Source organism: Frankia sp. CoWAU3 (genome assembly GCF_977971855.1).
In genome coordinates, this window is the sequence record NZ_CDWWXB010000275.1 from 1 (window position 1) to 3,614 (window position 3,614).

Here is a 3,614-nt window from a genome sequence, read left to right on the forward strand (position 1 = left end):
TCGTCCATGGAAAGGTTGACGGCGGGGAATCACCGGCTAACGGCGGGGAATCCAGGTGTCCTTGGATCCCCCGCCCTGCGAGGAGTTGACGATCAGACTGCCGGGAGGCGCCACCCGGCTGAGCGCTGCGGGCACCACCCGCGGCTCCCGCCCGGCGTAGACAAAGACCCGCAGATCCACCGCGCAGGGTTCGAGATGGCTGTCATGCCAGGTCGGATGGGTCGACAGCGACACCAGTTCCTGGCCGATCCACTGCCGGGGATTGGCCAGGATCCGCTCGCGGGCCTCGGTAAGCCGGTAGGGCTCGGCATGCGGCCCGATGACCACGCCGGACCCGCCATACCCGTCGACCGGTTTCACCACCAGTTGATCGAGGTTGTCCAGCACGTTTTCACACTGCTCCGGGTCGCCGCAGACATAGGTCGGCACGTCGTCGAGCACCGGCTGCTCGCCCAGGTAGTAGGTGACCATCCGCGGGACGTAGGCGTAGACGACCTTGTCGTCACCCACCCCGTTACCCAGAGCGTTCGCTATGCCGACCCGGCGGGCCCGGATCGCGCGCAGCAGCGGGAGCCCCAGCGGGGTGCCGTCGGCTCCGAGGGCGCCGAACAGGTCGTCCTCGTCCATCCGGCGGTAGAGGACGTCGACGCGGCACCGCCGGGAGCCGTCGATCCGGTGGACGACGTCGTTGTCGTCGACCAGCAGATCCGCCGGTTCCACCAGCGCAACGCCCATCTTCTCGGCGAGCAGGGAATGCTCGAAGTACGCCGCGTCGGTCTTCCCGCCAGTCAGCACGGCCACCGCCGGCTCCCCCGCGGCCGCGGCCGGGGCCGCCGCGGCCAGCGCCTCGTGCAGCAGGGCGGGTATGCCGTCCAGCCGCAGGATGCCGGCCGGCGGACCGAGCTCCGGCAGCACCGACTCGGCGAGCCGCCGGCCTTCCATGGCGTAGGCGATACCGGACGGGACGCGCAGGTTGTCCTCCAGCACCAGCCAGCCGCCGTCGCCGCCGCGGACCAGGTCGATGCCGGCGACGGTCACCCGGATGGCGTCCGGGCCGACGGCGCGACCGCCGTGGCGCAGGCTCGGCGCGTCGTTGACCACCCAGGCCGGCACGATCCCGTCGGCGACGGCCGCCCGCTCGCCGTAGATGTCGTGCAGGAACGCCTCCAGGGCCCGGACCCGCTGGCTCAGTCCGGTCATCAGGGTCGTCCAGTCGTCGGCGGCGATGATCCGCGGGACCAGATCGAACGGAAAGGGACGACTGGCGGAGTCCCCCGAGGCCCGGAAGACGATCCCCCGGTCGTTCTGCTCGGCCTCGCGCGTCCCGACCCGTTCGTCGAGGATGCCCGGGCCGAGCCGTTCCAAGGTGCGCATGACGGCCCGGTACTGGGGACGGACCGCGCCGCGGGCGTCGACGATCTCGTCGTACCCGGTCGGCTGGTAGCGTTCGAGCAGCCGCGGCGCGATCTGGTCGGAGGCGGACACAGCGGGCGCGCTCCCCAGCGCGGCCGCCGCCCCCGCGGGCGGGACGTCGCGGGTCTCGGCCAGCACCAGATCCGCGACGTCGGTGAGCAGACCCCGACGGGCGAAGGCCCGGCGCTGGCGGTGCGCCGAGCTGCCCCGGCCGACGGCCTGTTCGGCCAGGTTGTCGATGAGCTCCCAGTCGTCGAACCGTTCGAGCTGCGGGCGGACCTCGGTGAGCAGCCGGCGCAGCATGGCCTGGGCCGGTATCGGGCCGGCACCGAGGATGTCGACGAGGTCGCCCTCCAGGCCGGACCGGGCCGCCCGCCAGGTCGCCGCGCGCAGCAGCTCCGCGCGTGGCGGCGGGGCCTGGCCGCCGGCCTCGATCTCCTCGATGGCCTGGCACACCAGCGCCCGGAACAGCCCGGCGATAAGGATGACGTTGTCGACGTCCGGGCAGGCATCGCAGATGCGCAGCTCGACGGTGGGCAGGTGGGCCGACGGGCGGACGTCGAAGTAGACCATCCCCGGGTCGCTGATCACCCCGGACTTGATCAGGTCTGCCACGAGCTGGTCGTACTCCGCTGCGGTCCGGAAGGACCCGGCGACCCCCGCGGTCGGCCAGCGTTGCCACACCAGCGTGCGCATGCTCGCGTAGCCGCTGTCGGCGCCCATCCAGAACGGCGAGCTGGCCGAGAGCGCCAGCAGCATCGGCAGCCACGGCGCGGTCCAGGCGACGACGGCCATCGCGAGGTCGCGGTCGGCCACGTCGACGTGCACCTGGGCGCCGCAGATGAGCTGCTCGCGCGCGACGATCTGGTAGTCCTCGGTCATCTGCTCGTAACGGTCGTCCCGGGAGACGTCGAGCAGATCCATGTCCACGATCGGCACGGTGCCCGCAGCGGCCGGCCCGAGCCCGAGCTCGCCGGTCACCTCCGCGAGTCGCCGCCGCAGATCGAGCAGGTTCGTCCGCAGCTCCAGCAGATCCGCCGTCGGCTGACTGTTCGTCTCGACAACCGATTTCAATAGCTCTGGAGAGAACGAGTCCCCGTCGAGTCGACGGAGGACCTCCTCGGCCCTGGGAACGAGCTGACGGGTGGTGAGATCGAGGATGTGAAATTCCTCCTCGACGCCGACGGCCACGATTCGTGCGTCGCTCATGGCGGGCTACGCTACGGCCGGCCGGTTACGCATGCGTGTCACAGATATGACCCGCCTCGGGAAGAATCCCGCACTACTCGCCACGGACCTGCACCCCCGCCCTTGTCGTCGTCGGGTACCGGCCGCCACCCGGCACCTCACCCGACGCCTAGCCCGGCCCACCCACGCGGCCACTCTCGTCCGACCCGTCCGACCCGTCCGACCCGTCCGACCCGTCCGACCGGCCTGTCGGCCCTGCTGGTGGGGCCGACAGGCCCACCAGGGTCTCTACTATCCCGCCGGGCCTCGATAAAACGTGACGAAGCGTGCAGGGTTCGGCGTGTCCGATGCGGCGCGCGGTCGCCCGACCGGCTCACCGGCGGGAGGATCGACGGGTGCCGCGGGACGGACGGGTGCCGCGGGACGACGATCGGGCTGCTGCCGGGCCTGTCCCGAGACGAGGGAAACGACCATCTCACCGTCAGCCTCCGGACCGGGATGGGCGAGCTGCGCAACAGCCTGCTCGTCCGCGGCAGCGATGCGTTGGTCGCCGTCGGCGGAAGCTGGGGAACGCGCAGTGAGATCTCCTTCGCGCTCCGGACCGGGAAGACGGTGATCGGTCTCGACACCTGGACCGTGGACACCCGGGATTCATCGCTGCCGAGCGTCATCCCGGTCCAGGATGTGGACGATGTGGTGCCGCTCCTTCGAGCACACCTCAATGATGCCGGCCCTCGATGACGTCTACCGCTTTTTGTCCGACACGGTTATGACCCCCATCATAGGCGTTCCGAAGTTGCCGTTGGCGTCCTGGATGCCGCCCTCCGGCCCAGGTGCGACCGGCTGGTTGAAGTCATCCAGGTTCGAGTGGAAACGACAGCGGTGGAGGAAGGCTCCCGGCTTGCGGAAAGTCAGGGTGAAACTTTCTCCCGGCTCAAGAACCTTGTCGCTGCCCCGGTGGTCCGATGCCCGAGAGAAAGAGGCCGACATTCCGGAGTGCTGTGAAAGTTGGC

General features: G+C 70.4%; 3 protein-coding genes. 1 reads left to right on the top strand and 2 read right to left on the bottom strand.

Annotated elements, in window-relative coordinates; all coding sequences use genetic code 11:
• Positions 1 to 36: 36 nt before the first annotated feature.
• Entirely contained in the window at positions 37 to 2,622 is a 2,586-nt protein-coding gene (locus AC08ON_RS17025) for a glutamate--cysteine ligase (protein ID WP_476608527.1), read from the bottom strand.
• A 240-nt stretch (positions 2,623 to 2,862) separates the two neighbouring features.
• On the opposite strand from AC08ON_RS17025, the gene AC08ON_RS17030 reads away from it, so the two are divergent.
• Complete coding sequence (locus AC08ON_RS17030; RefSeq protein ID WP_476617334.1) at positions 2,863 to 3,342, top strand: SLOG cluster 4 domain-containing protein; 480 nt, start codon at positions 2,863 to 2,865, stop codon at positions 3,340 to 3,342.
• 3 nt (positions 3,343 to 3,345) lie between these two features.
• On the opposite strand, the gene AC08ON_RS17035 is transcribed toward AC08ON_RS17030, so the two are convergent.
• The coding region (locus AC08ON_RS17035) for a cupredoxin domain-containing protein (RefSeq protein WP_476617335.1) at positions 3,346 to 3,614 on the bottom strand (269 nt) is incomplete at its 5' end.

Bases quoted from the DNA above. Each gene is read 5' to 3' on its own strand.
- AC08ON_RS17025 (WP_476608527.1), bottom strand. From the start codon at position 2,622: ATGAGCGACGCACGAATCGTGGCCGTCGGCGTCGAGGAGGAATTTCAC.